The sequence below is a fragment of the Pandoraea cepalis genome (assembly GCF_902459625.1).
Taxonomy (GTDB): domain Bacteria; phylum Pseudomonadota; class Gammaproteobacteria; order Burkholderiales; family Burkholderiaceae; genus Pandoraea; species Pandoraea cepalis.
In genome coordinates, this window is the sequence record NZ_CABPRY010000009.1 from 25,360 (window position 1) to 46,411 (window position 21,052).

General features: G+C 60.3%; 31 protein-coding genes. 29 read left to right on the plus strand and 2 right to left on the minus strand.

All coding sequences use genetic code 11. The features are described 5' to 3' along the window. Positions 1-5 precede the first annotated feature (5 nt). From rpsS to dsbD, 26 genes are all read left to right on the plus strand, one after another. Entirely contained in the window at positions 6-281 is a 276-nt protein-coding gene (gene rpsS, locus PCE31107_RS17385; protein ID WP_010804133.1) for a 30S ribosomal protein S19, read from the plus strand. 10 nt (positions 282-291) lie between these two features. Next, positions 292-621: a 50S ribosomal protein L22 gene (gene rplV / locus PCE31107_RS17390; protein ID WP_017235797.1), complete on the plus strand. Its 330-nt coding sequence runs from the start codon at positions 292-294 to the stop codon at positions 619-621. Positions 622-630: 9 nt separating this feature from the next. Next, positions 631-1,437 carry a 30S ribosomal protein S3 gene (rpsC, locus tag PCE31107_RS17395; RefSeq protein ID WP_017235796.1) on the plus strand — a complete coding sequence of 269 codons (807 nt, stop codon included), beginning with the start codon at positions 631-633 and terminating at the stop codon, positions 1,435-1,437. Between the two features lie 2 nt (positions 1,438-1,439). Beyond that, entirely contained in the window at positions 1,440-1,856 is a 417-nt protein-coding gene (gene rplP / locus PCE31107_RS17400; protein ID WP_010804130.1) for a 50S ribosomal protein L16, read from the plus strand. A 14-nt stretch (positions 1,857-1,870) separates the two neighbouring features. After that, positions 1,871-2,065 (plus strand): 50S ribosomal protein L29, encoded by a 195-nt coding sequence (gene rpmC / locus PCE31107_RS17405; protein WP_017235795.1) that lies wholly within the window; start codon positions 1,871-1,873, stop codon positions 2,063-2,065. Next, on the plus strand, positions 2,062-2,334 hold the full coding sequence (gene rpsQ, locus PCE31107_RS17410) for a 30S ribosomal protein S17 (protein ID WP_017235794.1): 273 nt from the start codon (positions 2,062-2,064) through the stop codon (positions 2,332-2,334). Before rpmC ends, rpsQ begins: the two co-directional genes overlap by 4 nt. A 265-nt stretch (positions 2,335-2,599) precedes the next feature. Then, a complete protein-coding gene (gene rplN, locus PCE31107_RS17415) occupies positions 2,600-2,968 on the plus strand; it encodes a 50S ribosomal protein L14 (protein WP_010804127.1) in 369 nt (122 codons plus the stop codon). An 11-nt stretch (positions 2,969-2,979) separates the two neighbouring features. Then, a complete protein-coding gene (gene rplX, locus PCE31107_RS17420; protein ID WP_017235793.1) occupies positions 2,980-3,288 on the plus strand; it encodes a 50S ribosomal protein L24 in 309 nt (102 codons plus the stop codon). Between the two features lie 19 nt (positions 3,289-3,307). Then, a complete protein-coding gene (gene rplE, locus PCE31107_RS17425; RefSeq protein WP_010804125.1) occupies positions 3,308-3,847 on the plus strand; it encodes a 50S ribosomal protein L5 in 540 nt (179 codons plus the stop codon). 7 nt (positions 3,848-3,854) lie between these two features. Next, entirely contained in the window at positions 3,855-4,160 is a 306-nt protein-coding gene (rpsN, locus tag PCE31107_RS17430; protein ID WP_017235792.1) for a 30S ribosomal protein S14, read from the plus strand. A gap of 13 nt (positions 4,161-4,173) precedes the next feature. Beyond that, positions 4,174-4,569, plus strand: a complete 396-nt coding sequence (rpsH, locus tag PCE31107_RS17435) for a 30S ribosomal protein S8 (RefSeq protein WP_017235791.1) — start codon at positions 4,174-4,176, stop codon at positions 4,567-4,569. A gap of 15 nt (positions 4,570-4,584) precedes the next feature. Then, positions 4,585-5,118, plus strand: coding sequence for a 50S ribosomal protein L6 (rplF, locus tag PCE31107_RS17440; RefSeq protein ID WP_026132332.1), 534 nt, complete (start codon positions 4,585-4,587; stop codon positions 5,116-5,118). A gap of 11 nt (positions 5,119-5,129) precedes the next feature. Continuing rightward, a complete protein-coding gene (gene rplR, locus PCE31107_RS17445; protein ID WP_010804121.1) occupies positions 5,130-5,495 on the plus strand; it encodes a 50S ribosomal protein L18 in 366 nt (121 codons plus the stop codon). Between the two features lie 13 nt (positions 5,496-5,508). Next, the gene (rpsE, locus tag PCE31107_RS17450) at positions 5,509-6,027 is read left to right on the plus strand and encodes a 30S ribosomal protein S5 (protein WP_010804120.1); all 519 of its coding nucleotides are present in this window, start codon (positions 5,509-5,511) and stop codon (positions 6,025-6,027) included. Positions 6,028-6,038: 11 nt separating this feature from the next. Beyond that, positions 6,039-6,221, plus strand: coding sequence for a 50S ribosomal protein L30 (gene rpmD, locus PCE31107_RS17455; RefSeq protein WP_017235789.1), 183 nt, complete (start codon positions 6,039-6,041; stop codon positions 6,219-6,221). Between the two features lie 11 nt (positions 6,222-6,232). After that, positions 6,233-6,667, plus strand: a complete 435-nt coding sequence (rplO, locus tag PCE31107_RS17460; RefSeq protein ID WP_017235788.1) for a 50S ribosomal protein L15 — start codon at positions 6,233-6,235, stop codon at positions 6,665-6,667. Between the two features lie 23 nt (positions 6,668-6,690). Then, positions 6,691-8,028: a preprotein translocase subunit SecY gene (gene secY / locus PCE31107_RS17465; protein WP_017235787.1), complete on the plus strand. Its 1,338-nt coding sequence runs from the start codon at positions 6,691-6,693 to the stop codon at positions 8,026-8,028. A 9-nt stretch (positions 8,029-8,037) separates the two neighbouring features. Next, positions 8,038-8,256 (plus strand): translation initiation factor IF-1, encoded by a 219-nt coding sequence (infA, locus tag PCE31107_RS17470; RefSeq protein WP_007869286.1) that lies wholly within the window; start codon positions 8,038-8,040, stop codon positions 8,254-8,256. A gap of 19 nt (positions 8,257-8,275) precedes the next feature. Beyond that, the gene (gene rpmJ / locus PCE31107_RS17475; protein WP_010804115.1) at positions 8,276-8,392 is read left to right on the plus strand and encodes a 50S ribosomal protein L36; all 117 of its coding nucleotides are present in this window, start codon (positions 8,276-8,278) and stop codon (positions 8,390-8,392) included. 35 nt (positions 8,393-8,427) lie between these two features. Then, entirely contained in the window at positions 8,428-8,793 is a 366-nt protein-coding gene (gene rpsM / locus PCE31107_RS17480) for a 30S ribosomal protein S13 (protein ID WP_017235786.1), read from the plus strand. A gap of 17 nt (positions 8,794-8,810) precedes the next feature. Then, positions 8,811-9,215: a 30S ribosomal protein S11 gene (rpsK, locus tag PCE31107_RS17485; RefSeq protein ID WP_010804113.1), complete on the plus strand. Its 405-nt coding sequence runs from the start codon at positions 8,811-8,813 to the stop codon at positions 9,213-9,215. 152 nt (positions 9,216-9,367) lie between these two features. Continuing rightward, complete coding sequence (gene rpsD, locus PCE31107_RS17490; RefSeq protein WP_017235785.1) at positions 9,368-9,991, plus strand: 30S ribosomal protein S4; 624 nt, start codon at positions 9,368-9,370, stop codon at positions 9,989-9,991. Between the two features lie 105 nt (positions 9,992-10,096). Continuing rightward, entirely contained in the window at positions 10,097-11,074 is a 978-nt protein-coding gene (locus tag PCE31107_RS17495; RefSeq protein ID WP_017235784.1) for a DNA-directed RNA polymerase subunit alpha, read from the plus strand. Positions 11,075-11,239: 165 nt separating this feature from the next. Further along, on the plus strand, positions 11,240-11,632 hold the full coding sequence (gene rplQ, locus PCE31107_RS17500) for a 50S ribosomal protein L17 (protein WP_017235783.1): 393 nt from the start codon (positions 11,240-11,242) through the stop codon (positions 11,630-11,632). Positions 11,633-11,826: 194 nt separating this feature from the next. Then, entirely contained in the window at positions 11,827-12,159 is a 333-nt protein-coding gene (gene cutA / locus PCE31107_RS17505) for a divalent-cation tolerance protein CutA (RefSeq protein ID WP_150610037.1), read from the plus strand. Then, entirely contained in the window at positions 12,152-14,143 is a 1,992-nt protein-coding gene (dsbD, locus tag PCE31107_RS17510; RefSeq protein ID WP_246181871.1) for a protein-disulfide reductase DsbD, read from the plus strand. The genes cutA and dsbD overlap by 8 nt, the downstream gene beginning before the upstream one ends. 105 nt (positions 14,144-14,248) lie before the next feature. Here dsbD and hemB read toward each other — a convergent pair whose 3' ends face one another. After that, a complete protein-coding gene (hemB, locus tag PCE31107_RS17515) occupies positions 14,249-15,247 on the minus strand; it encodes a porphobilinogen synthase (protein WP_150610038.1) in 999 nt (332 codons plus the stop codon). A gap of 596 nt (positions 15,248-15,843) precedes the next feature. Continuing rightward, positions 15,844-16,515 carry a ribosome biogenesis GTP-binding protein YihA/YsxC gene (yihA, locus tag PCE31107_RS17520; protein ID WP_150610039.1) on the minus strand — a complete coding sequence of 224 codons (672 nt, stop codon included), beginning with the start codon at positions 16,513-16,515 and terminating at the stop codon, positions 15,844-15,846. A gap of 298 nt (positions 16,516-16,813) precedes the next feature. Here yihA and PCE31107_RS17525 point away from each other — a divergent pair, with 298 nt between their 5' ends. The 3 genes from PCE31107_RS17525 to ccsB all read left to right on the plus strand — a co-directional run bounded on the left by PCE31107_RS17525 (position 16,814) and on the right by ccsB (position 20,968). Further along, on the plus strand, positions 16,814-17,470 hold the full coding sequence (locus PCE31107_RS17525) for a c-type cytochrome (protein WP_130027424.1): 657 nt from the start codon (positions 16,814-16,816) through the stop codon (positions 17,468-17,470). Between the two features lie 166 nt (positions 17,471-17,636). Next, on the plus strand, positions 17,637-19,772 hold the full coding sequence (locus PCE31107_RS17530) for a cytochrome c biogenesis protein ResB (protein WP_246181872.1): 2,136 nt from the start codon (positions 17,637-17,639) through the stop codon (positions 19,770-19,772). An 11-nt stretch (positions 19,773-19,783) separates the two neighbouring features. After that, positions 19,784-20,968 carry a c-type cytochrome biogenesis protein CcsB gene (ccsB, locus tag PCE31107_RS17535; RefSeq protein WP_150610041.1) on the plus strand — a complete coding sequence of 395 codons (1,185 nt, stop codon included), beginning with the start codon at positions 19,784-19,786 and terminating at the stop codon, positions 20,966-20,968. Positions 20,969-21,052: the final 84 nt, after the last annotated feature.

Here is a 21,052-nt window from a genome sequence, read left to right on the forward strand (position 1 = left end):
AGCAAATGACTCGTTCTGTTAAAAAAGGTCCGTTTTGCGACGCTCACCTGCTGAAAAAAGTGGAAGCGGCGGCTGCATCGCGTGACAAAAAGCCGATCAAGACCTGGTCGCGTCGTTCGACCGTCCTGCCCGATTTCATCGGCCTGACGATCGCTGTGCATAACGGCCGTCAACACGTGCCGGTGTACGTGACGGAAAACATGGTCGGCCACAAGCTGGGTGAGTTCGCTCTCACCCGTACCTTCAAGGGCCATGCGGCCGACAAGAAGGCGAAGAAATAAGGGGCCGACCATGGAAGTAAAAGCAATTCATCGCGATGCTCGTATCTCAGCGCAAAAAACGCGTCTGGTCGCTGACCAGATCCGTGGACTGCCGCTGGAGCGTGCACTCAATGTCCTGACCTTCTCGCCGAAGAAGGCCGCGGTCATCATCAAGAAGGTGCTCGAGTCGGCTATCGCCAACGCCGAGCACAATGAAGGTGCTGACATCGACGAACTGCGCGTCAAGGGCATTTTCGTCGACAAGGCGACCTCGCTCAAGCGTTTCACCGCGCGCGCTAAGGGCCGTGGTAACCGCATCGAGAAGCAAACCTGTCACATCACTGTGACGCTGGGCAACTAAGGGGTCACGATGGGACAGAAAATTCATCCGACTGGCTTCCGTCTGGCGGTCAGTCGTAACTGGGCTTCGCGTTGGTACGCCAACAACCAGAACTTCGCTCAGATGTTGAAGGAAGACATCGGCGTTCGCGAATACCTGAAGAAGAAGCTGAAGAACGCTTCGGTCGGCCGCGTCATCATCGAGCGCCCGGCACGTAATGCTCGCATTACGATTTTCAGCTCGCGTCCGGGTGTTGTGATCGGCAAGAAGGGCGAGGACATCGAAATCCTCAAGGCCGAGCTGCAAAAGCGCATGGGCGTGCCCGTGCACGTGAACATCGAGGAAATCCGCAAGCCGGAAACCGATGCGCAGCTCATCGCCGATTCGATCGCTCAGCAGCTCGAGCGCCGTATCATGTTCCGTCGCGCCATGAAGCGTGCGATGCAGAACGCGATGCGTCTGGGTGCCCAAGGCATCAAGATCATGAGCGCGGGCCGTTTGAACGGTATCGAAATCGCCCGTACCGAGTGGTATCGCGAAGGCCGTGTGCCCCTGCACACGCTGCGTGCCGACATCGACTACGCAACTTCGGAAGCGAAGACGACGTACGGCATCATCGGTATCAAGGTGTGGGTGTACAAGGGTGACACGCTGGGCCGCAACGACGCTCCGGTGGCTGAAGAGCCGGCCGAAGACAAGCGTCCGCGCCGCAACGCGCGTCCGGGCGGCGACCGTCGCCCCCGTCGTGACGATGCTGGCGATAAGGCCGGCGCGAAGCGCGGTGGTGCACGACGCCCGGCTGGCAAGCCTGAAGGCGACGCCAAGACTGGAGAATAATCATGCTGCAACCGAAACGCAGAAAGTATCGCAAAGAGCAGAAGGGCCGTAACACTGGCGTTGCCACGCGTGGTAACGAAGTGTCGTTCGGCGAATTCGGTCTGAAGGCGGTCGGTCGTGGGCGTCTGACGGCTCGTCAAATCGAAGCCGCGCGTCGTGCCATGACTCGCCACATCAAGCGCGGTGGTCGTATCTGGATCCGTATCTTCCCGGACAAGCCGATCTCGCAAAAGCCGGCAGAAGTGCGTATGGGTAACGGTAAGGGTAACCCGGAGTACTACGTCGCCGAGATTCAACCGGGCAAGATGCTGTACGAAATGGACGGTGTGGATGAAGCGTTGGCGCGCGAGGCGTTCCGCCTGGCTGCTGCCAAGCTGCCGATTCAGACGACGTTCTTCGTACGTCGCCTTGGCGCCTGAGGGGAGAATTTGAAATGAAAGCATCCGAACTTCGTGCCAAGGATCTCGACGGCCTGAACAAGGAACTGTCGGATCTGCTGAAGGCCCAATTCGGTCTTCGCATGCAAGCGGGCACCCAACAGCTGAGCAACACCAGCCAGCTGAAGAAGGTGCGCAAGGACATCGCGCGTGTGCGTACCGTGTTGACTGAGAAGGCGAGCCAGAAATGAACGATACCGCTAAGACCGCGCTGAAGCGTACCCTCGTGGGTAAGGTTGTCAGCGACAAGATGGACAAGACGGTTACCGTGCTGGTCGAGCGTCAAATGAAGCACCCGCTCTACGGCAAGTACATCGTGCGCTCGAAGAAGTACCACGCGCACGATGAGACCAACCAGTACAAGGAAGGCGATACGGTCGAGATTCAAGAATCCCGCCCGCTGTCGAAGACCAAGGCCTGGACGGTCTCCCGTCTCGTGGAAGCCGCTCGCATCATCTAAAGCGCGCTGAAGCGAAGGCTTGACTTGCAAGTCCGGAATTATCGATGTATAATTCCGGACTTTCCGCTTCTTTCGCTAAAACCGGTCTTTGGTTTCGCAAGGGAGTGGATGGCTTCCGAAGCCGATTCGTATCCTCTACGAGTCTGGTCGAGGTAGCAAAGTTGTCCACTTTTGAACGACTCAACCCAAACGGCACCCTTTGGTGCTGACGGGGACCAAGACTGACCGATGCGTATGTGTCGGATTAAGTTGGGAAGATAACACCATGATTCAAACTGAAACCCGGCTCGAAGTAGCCGACAACACCGGTGCGCGCGAAGTGATGTGCATCAAGGTGCTGGGCGGCTCCAAGCGTCGCTACGCCGGCATTGGCGACATCATCAAGGTCAGCGTGAAGGATGCTGCCCCGCGTGGTCGTGTCAAGAAGGGCGAAATCTATAACGCAGTGGTCGTGCGCACCGCCAAGGGCGTGCGTCGCCAGGACGGCTCGCTGGTCAAATTCGACGGCAACGCCGCCGTGCTGCTTAACACCAAGCTTGAGCCGATCGGCACCCGTATCTTCGGGCCGGTTACGCGTGAACTGCGTACCGAACGCTTCATGAAGATCGTGTCGCTGGCCCCGGAAGTGCTGTAAGGAGCCGACACATGAACAAGATTCGCAAGGGTGACCAGGTCATCGTGCTGACGGGTAAGGACAAGGCCAAGCGTGGCACGGTCCTGGCCATTGATGGCGACAAGTTGGTCGTCGAGGGCGTGAACGTTGCCAAAAAGCACGTCAAGCCGAACCCGATGAAGGGTACGCAAGGTGGCGTGGTCGACAAGACGATGCCGATCCACGTGTCGAACGTGGCGCTGGTGGATGCCAATGGCAAGCCGTCGCGCGTGGGCATCAAGGTCGAAGACGGCAAGAAGGTCCGCTTCCTCAAGACGACCGGTACGGTCGTCGGTGCCTAAGTCGCAGGGAGTATAGATAATGGCCCGTTTGCAAGAATTCTATAAAGACAAGGTTGTCGCCGAGCTGACAAAGCAGTTCGGTTACAAGTCTGTCATGGAAGTGCCGCGCATCACCAAGATCACCCTGAACATGGGCCTTGGTCAAGCCGTTGCTGACAAGAAGATCATTGAGCACGCCGTTGGCGACCTGACGAAAATCGCCGGCCAAAAGCCGGTGGTGACGAAGGCTCGCAAGGCAATTGCCGGTTTCAAGATCCGCGAAGGTTACCCGATCGGTACGATGGTGACGCTGCGCGGCGAGCGTATGTTCGAATTCCTGGATCGTTTCATCACCGTGGCTCTGCCGCGCGTGCGTGACTTCCGTGGTATTTCGGGTCGTGCGTTCGATGGTCGTGGCAACTACAACATCGGTGTGAAGGAACAGATCATCTTCCCCGAAATCGAGTACGACAAAATCGACGCGCTGCGTGGTCTGAACATCAGCATCACCACGACCGCGAAGACTGACGAAGAAGCCAAGGCTCTTCTGTCGGCGTTCAAATTCCCGTTCCGTAACTGAGGTAATCGTGGCTAAACTGGCACTTATCGAACGCGAAAAGAAACGCGCCCGTCTGGCGCAGAAGTTTTCTGCCAAGCGCGCCGCCCTCAAAGCGACCATCGAAGACACCAGCAAGTCGGAAGACGAGCGTTATGAAGCACGTCTGGCGCTGCAACAGCTGCCGCGTAACGCCAATCCGACGCGTCAACGCAATCGTTGCGACCTGACTGGCCGTCCGCGCGGTACCTTCCGCAAATTCGGCCTGGCCCGTAACAAGATCCGTGAAATCGCCTTCCGTGGCGAAATCCCGGGCGTGACCAAAGCAAGCTGGTAATAGGAGAAGCACCATGAGCATGAGCGATCCTATCGCCGATATGCTGACTCGCATCCGCAACGCTCAGATGGTTGAGAAAGCATCGGTGAAGATGCCCTCTTCCAAGCTGAAGGTCTCGATCGCCAAAGTCCTGAAGGACGAAGGCTACATCGAAGACTTCGCGGTTGAAGCAGAAGAAACGAAGGCAGTGTTGAACATCGCACTGAAGTACTACGCTGGCCGTCCGGTGATCGAGCGCCTCGAGCGCGTGTCCCGCCCCGGTCTTCGTGTGTACAAGAGCCGCAACGACATCCCGCAGGTCATGAATGGCCTCGGCGTTGCAATCGTCTCGACCCCGAAGGGCGTGATGACTGATCGCAAGGCACGCGCCACCGGCGTGGGCGGCGAAGTCATCTGCTACGTCGCCTAACCGAGGAGCGTTGAAATGTCTCGAGTAGGTAAGAGTCCCATTGCATTGCCGAAGGGCGTAGAAGCAACGCTGGCAGGCAATGTGCTGACGATCAAGGGTGCCCTGGGTTCGCTGACCCGCGGTGTGAATGCCCTCGTGAACGTCAAGATCGAAGACGGCACCATCACCTTCGCCCCGGCCGACGAAAGCCGCGAAGCGAATGCGTTGTATGGCACCGAACGTGCACTGGTCAACAATATGGTGACCGGTGTGAGCAAGGGTTTCGAAAAGAAACTGCAACTCGTTGGCGTGGGTTACCGCGCCAAGGCTGAAGGTGCAAACCTGAAGCTCGAGCTGGGTTTCTCGCACGATGTCGTGCATGCCATGCCGGAAGGCGTGAAGGCCGAGACCCCGACGCAGACGGAGATCATCATCAAAGGCGTTGATAAGCAACGCATCGGACAAGTGGCTGCGGAAGTTCGCGGTTACCGTCCGCCCGAACCCTACAAGGGCAAGGGCGTCCGCTATGCGGACGAGGTGGTGATCCTCAAGGAAACCAAGAAGAAGTAAGGGTGCGAAACATGGACAAGAAACAATCTCGTGTGCGCCGTGCTCGCCAGACTCGTATCAAGCTGGCAGCTCAAAAGGTGCATCGCCTTTCCGTGCATCGCACCAACGTGCACATCTACGCGCAAGTTTTTTCGGAAGACGGCACGCAAGTGCTGGCCAGCGCTTCGACGCTGGAAGCCGAAGTGCGCAAGGAACTGGGCGACAAGGAAGGCAAGGGTGGCAACGCTGCGGCCGCTGCGCTGATCGGCCGTCGTATCGCCGAGAAGGCGAAGGCTGCCGGCATCGAAAGCGTGGCTTTCGACCGCTCGGGCTTCCGCTATCACGGTCGCGTCAAGGCTCTGGCCGACGCTGCCCGTGAAGCCGGCCTCAAGTTCTAAGTAAGGATCCGTCATGGCAAAGATGCAAGCGAAAGTTCAGGCTGACGAACGCGACGACGGCCTTCGCGAGAAGATGATCGCGGTCAACCGTGTCACGAAGGTTGTGAAGGGTGGCCGTATTCTCGGTTTTGCCGCGTTGACCGTGGTTGGTGACGGCGATGGCCGCATCGGCATGGGCAAGGGCAAGGCGAAGGAAGTGCCGGTTGCCGTTCAAAAGGCAATGGAACAAGCCCGCCGCAATATGTTCAAGGTGCCCCTGAAGAACGGCACCCTGCAACACAACGTTCTCGGCCAGCATGGCGCCTCGCGCGTCCTGATGTCGCCGGCGAAGGACGGTACCGGTGTTATCGCCGGTGGCCCGATGCGCGCGGTGTTCGAGGTGATGGGCGTGACCAACGTGGTAACGAAGAGCCTTGGCTCGACGAACCCGTACAACCTGGTCCGCGCCACGCTCGACGGCCTGAAGAAACAATCGACTCCTGCTGACATCGCCGCCAAGCGTGGCAAGTCGGTGGAAGAGATCCTCGGCTAAGGGTGATCAATATGTCGCAGCAAACTGTGAAAGTTAAGCTGGTCAAGAGCCTGATCGGTACGCGTGAAGAACATCGCGCGACCGTGCGGGGCCTGGGCCTGCGTCGAATCAATTCGGTCAGCGAGTTGCAGGATACGCCCGCTGTGCGGGGCATGATCAACAAGGTCTCGTACCTTGTGGCGATCGTCGACTGAGCGAGGGCAAAATGGAATTGAATTCGATTAAGCCGGCAGAAGGCGCCAAGCACGCCAAACGCCGCGTTGGCCGTGGCATCGGTTCGGGTCTGGGTAAAACCGCCGGCCGTGGTCACAAGGGTCAAAAGTCGCGTTCGGGCGGCTTCCACAAGGTTGGCTTCGAAGGCGGTCAAATGCCGCTGCAACGTCGCCTGCCGAAGCGTGGTTTCAAGTCGCTGACGCGTCGTTTCGTGGGCGAAGTTCGCCTGTCGGACCTGAACAACCTGCCGGTCGACGAGATCGATCTGTTGGTTCTGAAGCAGGCCGGTCTGGTGAGCGAGCTGTCGCTGTCGGCCAAGGTCATCGCCTCGGGCGAGATCACCCGCAAGGTCGTTGTGAAGGGTCTGGGCGTCACCAAAGGTGCGCTCACGGCAATTCAAGCGGCTGGCGGTTCGGTTGCAGAGTAAGTTAGGTCACCCCGGAGCCAGCATTGGCCAAGTCTCCTAATCTCGCTAAGCCTGGTACGCAGGGCCCGAAGTATGCGGATCTGCGCCGGCGGCTGGTTTTCCTGCTGCTGGCGTTGATCGTCTACCGTATTGGTGCGCATATCCCGGTGCCGGGCATCGACCCCGATCAGCTGGCGCAGTTGTTCCAGCGCCAGTCGGGCGGGATCCTGGGCATGTTCAACATGTTCTCGGGTGGCGCGTTGTCGCGTTTCACGATCTTCGCGCTGGGGATCATGCCGTACATTTCGGCGTCGATCATCATGCAGCTGTTGGCGATGGTTTCGCCGCAGTTGGAAGCCTTGCGCAAGGAAGGTCAGTCCGGACAGCGCAAGATCACGCAGTACACCCGGTATTTCACGGTGCTACTCGCGCTCTTCCAGGCCGCAGCGATCGCAGTGACGTTGGAGAGCGAGCCGGGGCTCGTCGTCGATCCGGGCATGCTGTTCCGCCTGACGACGGTGATCACGCTCGTGACCGGCACGATGTTCCTGATGTGGCTTGGTGAGCAGATCACCGAACGCGGCCTGGGTAACGGTATCTCGATCATCATCTTTGGTGGTATCGCGGCCGGTCTGCCGAACGCTGTGGGCGGTTTGTTCGAGCTTGTCAGCACGGGTTCGATTGGTCCGTTCTCGGCCATCGTGATCTGCGCCCTCGTGGTACTCGTGACGTTCTTCGTCGTGTTTGTCGAACGAGGTCAGCGCAAGATCCTCGTGAACTACGCCAAACGTCAGGTAGGCAACAAGGTGTACGGCGGCCAGGCTTCGCACCTGCCGCTCAAGCTGAACATGGCAGGCGTGATTCCGCCGATCTTCGCATCGTCAATCATCCTGTTCCCGGCAACGATCGCGAATTGGTTCGGCGCAGGCGAAAGCACGCGCTGGCTCAAGGATTTCGCGGCGAAGTTGTCGCCGGGTCAGCCGATCTACGTGATGCTCTACGCTTTGGCGATCGTGTTCTTTTGCTTCTTCTACACCGCATTGGTGTTCAACAGCAAAGAGACCGCGGACAACCTGAAGAAGAGCGGCGCGTTTGTACCGGGCATCCGTCCGGGCGATCAGACGGCGCGGTACATCGACAAGATCCTGACGCGCCTGACACTGGCCGGTGCGGCTTACGTCACGCTGGTGTGTTTGCTGCCTGAGTTTCTGGTGTTGCGTTGGAACGTCCCGTTCTACTTCGGTGGAACCTCACTGCTGATTATCGTGGTGGTGACGATGGATTTCATGGCTCAAGTGCAGTCGTATGTGATGTCGCAACAGTATGAGTCGCTGCTCAAAAAGGCGAATTTCAAGGGCGGCAATAACATGACGCTTCGCTGACCTTGGGTCATGTCGAAAGACGACGTTATTCAAATGCAGGGCGAGGTCGTTGAAAACCTCCCCAATGCCACCTTCCGGGTAAAGCTGGAAAATGGCCATGTAGTACTCGGACATATTTCCGGCAAGATGCGGATGCACTACATCCGAATCTTGCCTGGAGATAAGGTGACGGTAGAGTTGACGCCCTACGATCTGTCGCGTGCGCGGATCGTCTTCCGGGCGAAGTGATTAGAGAGAGGGAATTGTCATGAAAGTTTTGGCATCTGTTAAGTGCATCTGCCGCAATTGCAAGTTTGTGAAGCGCAAAGGCGTGCTGCGCGTGATCTGCAGTTCGGATCCGCGCCACAAGCAACGTCAGGGCTAATCGGCCTTTAACGCTATTTAGTTGGGGAATTACGAATGGCTCGTATCGCAGGGGTTAACATCCCGAACCACCAGCACACCGCAATCGGCTTGACGGCCATTTACGGTGTCGGCCGCACGCGCGCTCGCCAGATTTGCGACGCCGCCGGTGTGCCGTTCTCGAAGAAGGTCAAAGACCTCGACGACGCTGATCTCGAAAAGCTGCGTGATCAAGTCGGTCAACTGACGGTCGAGGGCGACCTGCGCCGTGAAGTGACCATGAACATCAAGCGCCTGATGGACCTGGGCTGCTATCGTGGTATGCGTCACCGCAAGGGCTTGCCGCTTCGCGGTCAGCGTACCCGTACCAATGCGCGTACCCGCAAGGGCCCGCGTAAGGCCGGCGTCTCGCTGAAGAAGTAACCAGAGGATAGGAACTCATGGCTAAGCAACAGAACAACGCCGCTTCGCAGCGCGTTCGCAAGAAGGTCAAGAAGAGCGTTGCCGAAGGCGTCGTGCACGTCCACGCTTCGTTCAACAACACCATCATCACGATCACCGATCGTCAGGGCAACGCACTGGCATGGGCGACCTCGGGTGGCCAGGGCTTCAAGGGTTCGCGCAAGTCGACCCCGTTCGCTGCCCAGGTTGCTGCCGAGTCGGCTGGCCGCGTGGCACTGGAATACGGTGTGAAGAACCTGGAAGTTCGCATCAAGGGCCCGGGCCCGGGTCGCGAATCCGCGGTTCGTGCGCTGAACGCGCTGGGTATCAAGATCACGGCCATCTCGGACGTGACGCCGGTCCCGCACAACGGCTGCCGCCCGCCGAAGCGTCGTCGCATCTAAGACGTAGAAGCAAATCCTGCTATAATCGCGGGTTCGCGCACGGTCTCGGCCGTGCGCGTAGCAATTTCTAAGACCACCGTCCGGTACACAGGTACCGGACTTGCGTAGTGGACAAGGTTCGCTGCGTCAGATTTTGAGATAAAGGAACAACCGTGGCACGTTATATCGGCCCGAAGGCCAAACTCTCCCGCCGTGAAGGTACTGACCTCTTCCTGAAGAGCGCACGCCGCTCGCTCGCCGACAAGTGCAAGCTGGATAGCAAGCCGGGTCAGCATGGTCGCACCTCGGGTGCTCGTACGTCGGATTACGGCAACCAACTGCGCGAAAAGCAGAAGGTCAAGCGTATCTACGGCGTGCTTGAGCGCCAGTTCCGTCGCTATTTCGCGGAAGCCGATCGCGTCAAGGGCAACACGGGTGAAAACCTGCTGCAACTGCTCGAGTCGCGCCTCGACAACGTCGTGTACCGCATGGGCTTTGGCTCGACGCGTGCTGAAGCGCGCCAGCTGGTCGGCCACAAGGCGATCTCGCTGAATGGTGTTGTTTCCAACATCCCGTCGATCAAGGTCAAGGCCGGCGACGTGATCACTGTGCGCGACGCTGCCAAGAAGCAAGTGCGTATTCAAGAGGCACTGTCGCTGGCGGAGCAAGTCGGTTTCCCGATCTGGGTTTCGGTTGACGCCAAGAAGATGGAAGGCACTTTCAAGGCACTGCCGGAACGTAGCGATATCGCAGGCGACATCAACGAAAGCCTGATCGTTGAATTGTATTCGCGTTAATATCCGTATGCTGACGCGCCTCACGGCGCGTTTTTGCGTTCCGTGCAGGTTGTCACGCATCAGCCTTATCGGTGTAACGAGCCGAGGGTATTGAAAAGGAAACCTATGCAAACCAGTTTGTTGAAGCCCAAGATCATTGCGGTTGAGCCGGTCGGTGAGCATCACGCCAAAGTCGTGATGGAGCCGTTCGAACGTGGCTATGGCCACACCTTGGGTAACGCGCTTCGCCGCGTGCTGTTGTCGTCGATGGTCGGTTATGCCCCGACCGAAGTGACGATCGCCGGCGTTGTGCACGAATATTCCACCATCGACGGTGTACAGGAAGATGTCGTTAACTTTCTGTTGAACCTGAAGGGTGTGGTGTTCAAGCTGCATAACCGTGACGAAGTCACCGTTACGCTGCGCAAGGATGGTGAAGGTGTGGTGCGTGCTTCGGATATCGAAGTGCCGCATGATGTAGAACTGATCAATCCCGACCACGTGATCGCGCATCTGGCCAAGGGCGGCAAGCTCGACGTACAGATCAAGATCGAAAAGGGTCGTGGTTATGTCCCGGGTAACGTGCGCCGTTACGGCGACGAATCGGCCAAGGTGATTGGCCGCATCGTTCTGGATGCGTCGTTCTCGCCGGTCAAGCGCGTGAGCTACGCGGTCGAATCGGCCCGCGTGGAGCAGCGTACGGACCTGGACAAGCTCGTGATGAACATCGAAACCAACGGTGTGGTGTCGCCGGAAGAAGCGATCCGTCTGTCGGCTCGCATCCTCGTCGACCAACTGTCGGTGTTCGCTGCGCTGGAAGGCACGGAAGCCGCCAGCGAAGCACCGTCGCGTGCGCCGCAGATCGATCCGATCCTGCTGCGCCCGGTGGACGATCTCGAGTTGACGGTGCGTTCGGCCAACTGCTTGAAGGCTGAAAACATCTACTACATCGGCGACCTGATCCAGCGTACCGAGAACGAATTGCTCAAGACCCCGAATCTGGGTCGCAAATCGCTCAACGAGATCAAGGAAGTGCTTGCCTCGCGTGGCCTCACGCTGGGCATGAAGCTCGAAAACTGGCCGCCGGCCGGTCTCGAGAAGTAAAGATGTAACGACATGGCCGCCCTGGGGCGGCCGTGTCGCTACGTAAGTGCGGCGCGTCGGAATGTCCTTGATGTTCCGATACGGCCGATAGCGAAGGTACCGGCCCGCGGTGGTTGTCACCGATAGAAGAGCTAGGTCGAAAACTCTGTTTAAAGGAAAGTTGAAATGCGTCACCGTCATGGTCTTCGTAAGCTGAACCGTACCAGCAGCCACCGTCTGGCAATGCTGCGCAATATGTCGAACTCGTTGATCCAACACGAAGCGATCAAGACCACGCTGCCGAAGGCGAAGGAACTGCGCAAGGTCGTCGAGCCCCTCATCACGCTGGGTAAGAAGGATTCGCTGGCCAACCGTCGTCTGGCGTTCAACCGCCTGCGCGATCGTGACATGGTCACCAAGCTGTTCAACGAACTGGGCCCGCGCTTTGCGAACCGTCCGGGCGGCTACCTGCGCATCCTGAAGATGGGTTTCCGCGTGGGCGATAACGCACCGATGGCGTTCGTCGAACTGCTGGACCGCCCGGAAGTCGACACGGAAGCGCCGGAAGTGGCTGAGTAAGCGACACGCGCAACGGTCTTTTCAAGGCCGTGAGCCGTAAAAAGAAGCCAGGTCAACGACCTGGCTTTTTTCATTTTTTGGCGTCGTCCGAACCCGTCTGCTCGCCAGTCTGGAAATCGCTGGCCGATCGGGCACATTTCGCGGCGTCGGTGTACAGTGAACGATCCACACGCTCGAATGGTCTACGCCACATCATGGACGCCCTTCTTATCGTCACGACGACGTTTCCCGACGAGGCCAGCGCTAACGCCGCCATCGACGGCATGCTGGCCGAGCGGCTGGCGGCGTGCGTGCAGCAAATGGCACCGGTGCGTTCGAGCTATCGCTGGCAAGGCAAGCGCGAGACGAGCGTTGAAGTGCCGCTCATGATCAAAACGACCGCAGCGCGTTACAGCGCGCTGGAGCAATACATTAAAGAACATCATCCCTACGACGTGCCTGAGATTGTGGCGTGGCCCGCCACGGCAGCGCTGCCAGCCTACGCGCGGTGGGTTGAGGATGAGACGCGGGAGGCGTTGCATGTCTGACGTGAAGACGATGGCGGGACGGGGGATCCCGCAAGGCAGTCGCAATGGGCACGGCCCGATGCAACATCGGGTCTTGTGGCGATGGTCGGTCGCATTACTGCTGGTGGCGGCAGTTCTGTTGCTCGGGGCCAAGCGGGTCTACGCCGCTGACGATTTTCTCGACCCGGATGTCGCCTTCAAGGTATCGAAGACGGAGCAGCCCGGGGCGGTGCTGCTGCATTTCGAAGTGGCCAAGGGCTACTACCTCTATCGAGAACGGTTTGCTTTCGCCGCCGACAATCCTGCCGTCACGCTTGGCGTACCGGTGTTCCCGAAGGGTGAAGTCAAACGCGACGAGACTTTCGGCAAGGACATGGAGGTGTATCACGAGCCCATCGACGTTCGCATCCCGGTGAGTCGGGCGGGGGCCCCGTTTACGCTGAACGTCACCATGCAGGGCTGCGCCGAGAAGGGGCTGTGCTATCCCCCGATGGACAAGCCGTTGAAGATTTCCGCAGCCGCGATTGGCGGCGCGAATCGCGAGACTTCAGCCGGCGAATCAACGTCGGTTCCCACAACGCCGGCCTTGCTCGGCGGCATGGCGCAAGCGTCGAGCGGTGGGAAGATCATCACGTCGCCGAAATCCGTATCGACAGTCCCCAACGCTGACACGGCCAACGGCTGGTTGTCCGCGCGAGACGACTATAGCGAGGCTGAGCGGATCCTCACCGGCGGCAGCTTCGTGCTGGCATTGGCGATCTTCTTCGCGCTGGGTGTCGGGTTGGCGTTCACGCCGTGTGTGTTGCCGATGGTCCCGATTCTCCTGTCGATCGTCGCAGGGCAGGGAGCCAGTCGAGGCAAGGCCGTGCGTCTGGCTATTGCCTATGCGCTCGGCATGTCCGTGGTGAACACCGTCATTGGTGTGGCCGCTGGATTGCTGGGGCAAGGTCTGATCGCGTTCCTGCAGGCGCCGTGGGTGCTGGTCTCGTTCGCGCTGCTCATGATCGTCCTGTCGTTGTCGATGTTCGGCATGTACGAGATTCAATTGCCGTTGGCGTTGCGCGCTCGAATCGATGACGCCGCTCGCAAGCAGGCATCGGGTCAATGGATCGGCGCGGCGATGATGGGCGTACTATCGGGACTGATCGTGAGCCCATGTGTGACCGCCCCGCTGGCGGCCGCGCTCGCCTTTATCGCGAAGACGGGAGATGCGGTCTTCGGTGGCGCAACGCTCTTCGCATTGTCGCTCGGGATGGGATTGCCGCTTGTGCTCCTCGCGGGCGGCGGTGGCGCATTGCTGCCGCGTGCGGGGGCATGGATGGGCGGCGTGAAACGCTTCTTCGGCTTCCTGCTTCTCGGTGTTGCGCTGTGGATTGTGCGGCCATTGCTGACCACGCCCGTTCTGTTGTTGGGATGGGGGGCCTTGCTGTTGGTGGCCGCCGCGTTCATGCACGTTTTCGATCGACTGCCCGATGGTGTCGGCGCTGCACGGCGCGTGCTCAAGGGGTTAGGCGTTGTGGTCGCCCTTCTTGGCGCCGCGGCGTTGGTGGGGGCGGTAACCGGGGCGCGTGATCCGCTTGCGCCACTCGCGGGGTTAACGGTGGCCACCTCGGGGCGCACCAACGCACCCGTGGACGAGGGCGCCAAGTTCCGGCGCGTACGCAGCGTTGCAGAGCTCGATCAGGTCATCGCGACGGCGGGGCGTCCGGTGATGTTCGACTTCTATGCGGACTGGTGCATTAGCTGCAAGGAAATGGAGCGCTCCGTTTTCACGGATCCACGTGTCAAAGCCCGTCTCGATCAGGTGGTGCTCGTGCAGGCGGACGTCACGGCCAACAACGCTGATGATCAGGCGCTGCTCAAGCGCTTCGGACTGTTCGGCCCGCCAGGCATTATCTTCTTTGATGGCAGCGGTAACGAGAGGACGGGGATGCGCGTGATCGGCGCACAGTCGGCGGATCAGTTCCTGCGCAGTCTGGACAAGGCCCTCGGCCCGGCCGCCTGAGCGCTGCGGCCGGAATCCGAGCGCTGCCGCCCGAACCCGAGCGCTGCCGCCCGAACCCGAGCGCGGGTCGTCGCGAACGGATTCGGTGGTGCGGCCAAGCACTGCTTAGGCTTGCGCGCGAATCAGCCTTGCTGCGTCGAGCGCGAAGTACGTCAGGATGCCATCGGCGCCAGCACGTTTGAAGGCGAGCAGCGACTCCATCATGACCTTGTCGTGATCGAGCCAACCGTTTTGCGCAGCGGCCTTGAGCATCGCGTACTCGCCGCTGACCTGATAAGCGTACGTGGGGAAGCGGAACTCGTCCTTCACGCGGCGTACGATGTCCAGGTACGGCATGCCGGGCTTGACCATCACCATGTCCGCACCTTCCTCGATGTCGAGCGCGACTTCACGCAGCGCTTCGTCGGAGTTGGCGGGATCCATCTGGTACGTCATCTTGTTGCCCTTGCCCAGATTCGATGCCGACCCGACGGCGTCGCGGAACGGCCCGTAAAAGGCCGATGCGTACTTGGCCGCATAGGCCATGATTCGCGTGTGGATGTGGCCAGCGTCTTCGAGCGCTTCGCGAATAGCGCCGATGCGCCCGTCCATCATGTCGGAGGGGGCGACGATGTCCACGCCCGCTTCCGCCTGAGTGAGGGCTTGCTTTACGAGAATGCCGGTCGTCACGTCGTTGATGACGTAACCGTTTTCGTCGAGCACGCCATCCTGACCATGGCTCGTGTACGGGTCGAGGGCGACGTCCGTCAATACACCCAGATCCGGGAAGTGGCGCTTGAGCTCGCGCACGGCGCGCGGGACCAGACCGTCCGGGTTGGCGGCTTCGATGCCTTCGGGTGTTTTGAGCGTTGCCTCGATATTCGGGAACAGCGAGATCACCGGGACGCCGAGCGTGACACAGGTGTCGGCCACGCGCAGCAGTTCGTCGACCGAGACGCGTTCGACGCCGGGCATCGAGGCGACGGCCTCGCGGCGGTTTTCGCCTTCAAGGATGAACACGGGATAAATGAGGTCGTCGCACGTCAGGTGGTTCTCTCGCATCAGACGGCGCGAGAAGTCATCGCGTCGCATGCGGCGCGGGCGAAGCAGGGGGAAGGAACTCATGCGAAGGGTCCTTTGGACGGAGAATGGTGCGTCGAAGATTCCGGTGAAATCGGTCGCGTGGGCGTCCCGAAAGCGGCGCGTCATTGCCGCTGGCTCGGCGATCCAGTCCGCGGGAAGGTGCGCAAAAAAGGGCACTTGCCGGGAAACTTTCGAACGCATGGTATATCATACCAACCGGATGTTCGCACTGCGTGTGACGTCCCCCGCTTCTCCTCCCTGAGCGGGCGCCTGTCGTTCTACGATAAGGCTCATTTAAACCCGCCGTGCCTACACGGCGGTTTTTTTATGGGCGCGCGAATCGTCACCGCGAAGCCCCGGTTGGCCGCGCTTTCCGGCTGATGCGAGAGGCCTCATCCGTTCGGCTGAGGGGCTGTTGTGCCATCACTTGGGCTCGCCAATTTCCATCGACCTCACGAAGCGCTACGCGGCTTGCCGCGACGATTTGTCGCGCTCCGCGGAGGCCCTGTCTGCCGTCTACCTTGGCGGCTTGACCAAACGCTGCGTTGCACGTGCGGTGTGGTGTTGTCTGGGCGGCGGTGGAGACGGGCAACGAGGACGCGCTCGATCCCTCGTTGGCACGACGGATCAGGTCACGGTCACACTTTCTTGGCGTCGTCGCGGGCCGGTATGGCGAGCCAGTCTTCGAGCACGCGTTGTGCCTCCTCGAGACCGGTACGCTTGAGCGATGAGAACAGTTGCGCCGTGAATTGCGGTTTCGTGGCGGGATCGTCGGAAGGCAATCCGTCGGTGCGAGGCATTGCGGCCAGACGCGTTCGCGTTTCGCGAAGCACGACCGTTGCTTCCTGGCGCGTGAGTTTGTCCACCTTGGTCAGTAACACATGGATGGGACGTCCGGTCGTCTTGAACCAGTCGATCAACTTGCAATCGAGTTCCGTGAACGGCCGGCGCGAGTCCATCAGCAGGACGAGACCGCGTAATTGCGGTCGCTGCACCAGATAGTCCCCGAGGAGCTGCTGCCAGTGCACCTTCACGCCACCGCCGACCTCGGCGTAGCCATAGCCGGGCAAATCGACGAGATAGCCGTACAGATGCTCAAGGTGCGCGATCTCGAAGTAGTTGATGTGCTGCGTACGGCCTGGCGTCTTGCTCGAGAAGGCCAGCCGCTTCTGGTTGCACAGGATGTTGAGCGCGCTGGACTTGCCCGCGTTCGAGCGGCCCGCGAAGGCGACCTCGGGCACGGCCGTGGGCGGCAGGTCGCGCAGATGATTGACGGTCGTGAAGAAGCGGGCTTGATGAAGTAGGGACATGACGGAGACCGAGGAGCGCCGCAGCCACGGGAACCGGGCTGCAACGCGGACGCAGGGCACGCAAGACGGTGGGTCTGATGCCCCCCGGCGATGGCTCGGGAAGCCCCGTTCTGCGGCCTTCTACATGGAAATCCCCTAAAGTCGGGGAAAGACTTTATTGTACAATATGAAAGTTAACCTTGGCCTGGCCAAGGCTTGTCCGAACGTCTCGCGCGCCGTGAGGTTGGAGGAGAAACGCGGCGCCGGACGGTGAGTTCGAACGACCGATTTCCCGACAAAACAGATATAAGGTGTGCGAATGAACCGAGGAGTGTGGAAGTCTCTCGCTGCAACACCGTTGGCACTGGCGTGCTTTCTTCTGAGCGGTGCTGGACAAGCCGCCGAGGCGCAGGCGCCCGCCAAACCCGACCTGAACCGGGGACAGGCCATTGCCAGTCAGGTTTGTGCCGCCTGCCACGCAGCAGACGGCAACAGCGCCGGCGGCGCGTATCCGAAGCTTGCCGGTCAGCACGCCGAATATCTCTACAAGCAACTCACCGAATTCAAGGCCCAGCCCGGCAAAACGCCGGTGCGTAATAACGCCATCATGGCCGGCATGGTCGCCGCACTGTCCGATCAGGACATGCGCAATGTCTCCGCCTATTTCGCCTCGCAAACCATGAAACCGGGTGCCGCGCACGACAAGGACACCGTGCCGCTGGGCCAGAAGATCTACCGCGGCGGGCTGGCCGAAAAGGGCGTTCCCGCCTGCGCCTCATGCCACGGCCCGACCGGCGCCGGCATGCCGTCGCAGTACCCTCGACTGTCCGGCCAGTGGGCGGAATACACCGCCGCCCAGTTGGTGGCGTTCCGCGACGAGGTTCGCAAGAACAATGCGCCGATGCATACGGTCGCCTCGCGTTTGTCGGACAAGGAAATCAAGGCAGTCGCGGATTACATCGCCGGTTTGCGCTGATCGGCAGGCCCTGCCCTGACATCATGTGAACGTCGGGGTATATTCGCTGACTTATAGCGAAACCAGCCATGGCGCTGCAGGGCGACCGGGTCGAACTGGTTTAGCATACACAGGGTGGCGGGCGCGTAAGAGACGCGTCCCCGCCCTTTTTGTTGTCGGAAACAGGATGAGCCTCAGTACCTCCGGAATGCAGATCAAGGGCGCGCAGCGATGGGTGCGCGACGGCGTCGAGCTGGTCAGCTCGATGCGTTTCGCCATCAGCCTGCTGAGCGTGCTTGCGATTGCCAGCATCGTTGGCACCGTGCTCAAGCAGGGCGACCCTTACCCCAACTACGTCAATCAGTTCGGTCCATTCTGGGCCGGCATCTTCCGCTCGCTCGGTCTGTACACCGTGTACAGCGCGTGGTGGTTCCTGCTGATCCTTTTCTTCCTGATGGCGTCGACGACGCTGTGCATCGTGCGCAATGCGCCGAAGATGATCGCGGACATCCGGAGCTGGCGAGATCACGTGCGCGAGGGCAGTCTACGTGCCTTCGGCCATAAGGCTGAATACACCGGCCCGGCGTCGCGCACCGAACTCGTGTCGCGTCTCACGGGCTATCTCGGACGTCGCAGTTATCGTTTCGTCGTGCGCGAGCGCGATGGCGCGACGCTTGTTGCGGCCAAGACCGGCGCGATCAACAAGGTCGGCTACATCTTCGCGCACAGTGCGATCGTGATCATTTGCCTGGGCGGGCTGGTCGACAGCGATCTGCTCATTCGTCTCCAGATGGTGCTGTTCGGCAAGTCGCCGCTGCAGGGCAACGCTGTGATTGCCCAGATTCCCGAGACACACCGTCTCTCGCCGAACAATCCGGCGTTTCGCGGCTACGCGTTCGTGCCGGAGGGTGGCAAATCGAACACGGCGATTCTGAATTTCCAGGACGGCTCGGTCGTGCAGGACCTGCCATTCTCTGTCGAACTGAAGAAATTTCACGTCGATTACTACTCGACCGGCATGCCTAAGTTGTTCGCGAGCGATATCGTGGTCACCGACCCGGAGACCGGCAAGTCGATGAACGCGACGGTGAAGGTCAACGAGCCGTTCATCTACAAGGGCGTCGCGATCTACCAGTCGAGCTTCGAGGACGGTGGCAGCAAGCTGAAATTGACCGGGTATCCCATGCACGGCGTGTCCGACCGGACGTTCGCATTTTCGGGGAACGTGGGCGGTTCGACGCAACTGCGCAGCGGCGTCGCGGGTCAGGATGAATACACCGTCGAGTTCAGCGATTTCCGCGCGATCAACGTCGAGAACATCAGCAATGGCGCCGGCGAGCGCGACGTGCGCGGCGTGGCGCGCAAAACATTGCGCGACGATCTGAACGCGCGACTGGGCTCGGGGGCTCGCCCCGATGTGGGCAAGGATCTGCGCAACGTCGGGCCGTCGGTACAGTACAAGGTGCGCGACCGCAGCGGGCAGGCGAAGGAGTACCGCAACTATATGCTGCCGATTCTGGTGGACGATGGCGAGCGGGTCTTCATGACCGGCGTGCGCGACACGCCAGACGGCCCGTTCCAGTATCTGCGCATCCCGGCGGACGCTGACGGCTCCGTCAAGCAGTGGATGCTGCTGCGCGCCGCGCTTCAGGACGATGGGGCCCGGGCCGAAGCTGCCCGGCGGTTTGCTGCTCAATCACTGCCGTCGCAAACGTCGGCGGCATTGCGAACACAGCTGCAGGAAAGCGCCAAACGCGAGTTGGATCTGTTTGCCGGCGCGATTCCAGCAAGCAAAACCAGCCAGACGAAGGGCGGCCTGCAGGCGATTGCGGAGTTCGTCAACGAGAAGGTTCCTCAGGATCAGCAATCGAGCGCGGCCGACATGTTCCGTCGTATTCTCGACGGTACCGTCTGGCAACTGTGGCAGGTCGCGCGAGAACAGGCCGGGCAGCCGGCCATGACGCCCACGCCCGAAAACGAGCGTTTCGTGCATACGGCGACCAATGCACTGTCCGACAATTTTCTGTACGACGCCCCGGTTTTCCTGCAGCTCGATTCGTTCGATCAGATTCAGGCGAGCGTCTTCCAGCTCACGCGCTCGCCGGGTAAGAAGATCGTGTATCTTGGCAGCTTGCTGCTGGTACTCGGCATCTTCTCGATGTTTTACGTGCGCGAGCGGCGTCTGTGGTTGTGGTTGAAAGACACGCCGGACGGCGGCAGTTCGGTATTGATGGCGGTGTCGACCACGCGCCGCACACTGGATTTCGAAAAGGAATTCGCCCGTACGAAGGCGGAGATCGACGAGATCGTCACAAAACGATAAGGGTGAGACAGATGGAGTTATCGCAAAACTATTCGGAAGTCTCGTGGCTGCGCCGCCGCAGCGTTGGCGACTGGCTGTTCGCGCTGGCGCTGGCGATCGGGGCGGGCTTTGCTCTGAATCGCTACGGCCATTACATGGATTACTACGAGCACACGATTCTGGTGCTCTGCGTGCCGGCTTTCGCGCTGTTGGGCTGGCACTGGCGGTCCGTGCGGTGGCTGATGGCCGGAATCGCGATTCTCGCCCTTTCGGGCATCGGGTTGTATCACCATGATCTGGCGCGCGCCGATCAGGCCTTCCTGCTCAAGTATTTCCTTTCGAGTCAGTCGGCCATCCTGTGGATGAGTGCGCTGTTCTTCCTGGCGACGAGCTTCTACTGGGGCGGCTTGGTCGCACGCTCGCCGTTCGGTGCGAGCGTCGGCTCGACGCTGTGCTGGGCCGCCGTACTGCTTGGCTTCACCGGCATGATGGTGCGTTGGTACGAATCGTATCTCGTGGGCGCCGACGTCGGCCATATCCCGATTTCGAACCTGTACGAAGTGTTCGTGCTCTTCTGCATGATCACGGCGCTGTTCTACCTTTACTACGAACATCACTACGAGACGCGCGCGCTTGGGCCGTTCGTGCTGCTCGTGATCAGCGCGGCGGTCGGTTTCAATCTCTGGTACAGCGTGGCGCGTAGTGCCTATGAGATCCAGCCGCTGGTGCCGGCGTTGCAGAGCTGGTGGATGAAGATCCACGTGCCCGCGAATTTCATCGGTTACGGCACGTTCTCGCTTGCGGCGATGGTCTCGGTGGCGTATCTGCTCAAGTCGAGCGAAAACAAGCGTCTGGCCCTGGCCGGCAAGCCGCTCGACAGCGGATTCTTCTCGTCGCGCCTGCCGTCGCTCGAACTGCTCGACGACCTGATGTACAAGGCGATTGCCGTCGGTTTCGCGTTCTTCACGATCGCCACGATTCTCGGCGCGCTGTGGGCGGCCGACGCATGGGGCGGTTACTGGAGCTGGGATCCGAAGGAGACCTGGGCGCTGATCGTGTGGCTGAACTACGCGGCGTGGCTGCACATGCGGCTGATGAAGGGATTGCGGGGTGTGGTGGCGGCCTGGTGGTCGTTGACCGGCCTGTTGATCACGACCTTCGCATTCCTCGGCGTGAACATGTTCCTCTCGGGGCTGCACAGCTACGGTCAACTCTGACGTGTGTCGTCGCGTCGGGCGCGACTCCAAAGCCGCCGCACGCGGGTGCCGGCGGCTTTTTTCGTCATGCCGTAAGATTTTGCG

Coding starts and splice junctions, on each gene's coding strand:
- rpsS (WP_010804133.1), top strand. CDS start 6: ATGACTCGTTCTGTTAAAAAAGGTCCGTTTTGCGACGCTCACCTGCTG.
- rplV (WP_017235797.1), top strand. CDS start 292: ATGGAAGTAAAAGCAATTCATCGCGATGCTCGTATCTCAGCGCAAAAA.
- rpsC (WP_017235796.1), top strand. CDS start 631: ATGGGACAGAAAATTCATCCGACTGGCTTCCGTCTGGCGGTCAGTCGT.
- rplP (WP_010804130.1), top strand. CDS start 1,440: ATGCTGCAACCGAAACGCAGAAAGTATCGCAAAGAGCAGAAGGGCCGT.
- rpmC (WP_017235795.1), top strand. CDS start 1,871: ATGAAAGCATCCGAACTTCGTGCCAAGGATCTCGACGGCCTGAACAAG.
- rpsQ (WP_017235794.1), top strand. CDS start 2,062: ATGAACGATACCGCTAAGACCGCGCTGAAGCGTACCCTCGTGGGTAAG.
- rplN (WP_010804127.1), top strand. CDS start 2,600: ATGATTCAAACTGAAACCCGGCTCGAAGTAGCCGACAACACCGGTGCG.
- rplX (WP_017235793.1), top strand. CDS start 2,980: ATGAACAAGATTCGCAAGGGTGACCAGGTCATCGTGCTGACGGGTAAG.
- rplE (WP_010804125.1), top strand. CDS start 3,308: ATGGCCCGTTTGCAAGAATTCTATAAAGACAAGGTTGTCGCCGAGCTG.
- rpsH (WP_017235791.1), top strand. CDS start 4,174: ATGAGCATGAGCGATCCTATCGCCGATATGCTGACTCGCATCCGCAAC.
- rplF (WP_026132332.1), top strand. CDS start 4,585: ATGTCTCGAGTAGGTAAGAGTCCCATTGCATTGCCGAAGGGCGTAGAA.
- rplR (WP_010804121.1), top strand. CDS start 5,130: ATGGACAAGAAACAATCTCGTGTGCGCCGTGCTCGCCAGACTCGTATC.
- rpsE (WP_010804120.1), top strand. CDS start 5,509: ATGGCAAAGATGCAAGCGAAAGTTCAGGCTGACGAACGCGACGACGGC.
- rpmD (WP_017235789.1), top strand. CDS start 6,039: ATGTCGCAGCAAACTGTGAAAGTTAAGCTGGTCAAGAGCCTGATCGGT.
- rplO (WP_017235788.1), top strand. CDS start 6,233: ATGGAATTGAATTCGATTAAGCCGGCAGAAGGCGCCAAGCACGCCAAA.
- infA (WP_007869286.1), top strand. CDS start 8,038: ATGTCGAAAGACGACGTTATTCAAATGCAGGGCGAGGTCGTTGAAAAC.
- rpmJ (WP_010804115.1), top strand. CDS start 8,276: ATGAAAGTTTTGGCATCTGTTAAGTGCATCTGCCGCAATTGCAAGTTT.
- rpsM (WP_017235786.1), top strand. CDS start 8,428: ATGGCTCGTATCGCAGGGGTTAACATCCCGAACCACCAGCACACCGCA.
- rpsK (WP_010804113.1), top strand. CDS start 8,811: ATGGCTAAGCAACAGAACAACGCCGCTTCGCAGCGCGTTCGCAAGAAG.
- PCE31107_RS17495 (WP_017235784.1), top strand. CDS start 10,097: ATGCAAACCAGTTTGTTGAAGCCCAAGATCATTGCGGTTGAGCCGGTC.
- rplQ (WP_017235783.1), top strand. CDS start 11,240: ATGCGTCACCGTCATGGTCTTCGTAAGCTGAACCGTACCAGCAGCCAC.
- cutA (WP_150610037.1), top strand. CDS start 11,827: ATGGACGCCCTTCTTATCGTCACGACGACGTTTCCCGACGAGGCCAGC.
- dsbD (WP_246181871.1), top strand. CDS start 12,152: ATGTCTGACGTGAAGACGATGGCGGGACGGGGGATCCCGCAAGGCAGT.
- hemB (WP_150610038.1), bottom strand. CDS start 15,247: ATGAGTTCCTTCCCCCTGCTTCGCCCGCGCCGCATGCGACGCGATGAC.
- yihA (WP_150610039.1), bottom strand. CDS start 16,515: ATGTCCCTACTTCATCAAGCCCGCTTCTTCACGACCGTCAATCATCTG.
- PCE31107_RS17525 (WP_130027424.1), top strand. CDS start 16,814: ATGAACCGAGGAGTGTGGAAGTCTCTCGCTGCAACACCGTTGGCACTG.
- PCE31107_RS17530 (WP_246181872.1), top strand. CDS start 17,637: ATGAGCCTCAGTACCTCCGGAATGCAGATCAAGGGCGCGCAGCGATGG.
- ccsB (WP_150610041.1), top strand. CDS start 19,784: ATGGAGTTATCGCAAAACTATTCGGAAGTCTCGTGGCTGCGCCGCCGC.